This window comes from Vibrio sp. 10N.222.48.A3, from assembly GCF_041475345.1.
GTDB classification, from domain to species: Bacteria; Pseudomonadota; Gammaproteobacteria; order Enterobacterales; family Vibrionaceae; genus Vibrio; species Vibrio tasmaniensis_A.
The window spans coordinates 1-271 of record NZ_JBFRVX010001812.1 but is presented as its reverse complement, the minus strand read 5'-3'; the positions used below and the strand labels follow the sequence as shown (position 1 = coordinate 271).

At 41.7% G+C, this 271-nt stretch carries 1 pseudogene; it reads left to right on the top strand.

The features are described 5' to 3' along the window. Positions 1 to 129 precede the first annotated feature (129 nt). Positions 130 to 271, top strand: a pseudogene (locus tag AB4653_RS29020) (inosine/guanosine kinase); the annotation flags it as partial.

Here is a 271-nt window from a genome sequence, read left to right as displayed (position 1 = left end):
GATCTTAGCTTTATGGAAGGCGAATAAAAAAATAGCCTAGCAAACGTTTGCTATAGTTTGAAAGATTGCCGCGTTAAATATAGCGCGGTAGAATCCGCCACCTATTTCCCCTTGACTTAGACTAGCCCTATGAAATTCCCTGGACAACGTAAATCAAAGCACTATTTTCCGGTTCACGCTCGTGACCCTTTAGTAAGCCAAGCTCAAACGAGCAAAAGAATGTCACGTACCCATATTATCGGTATTGACCAAACTTTGGTGGATATTGAAG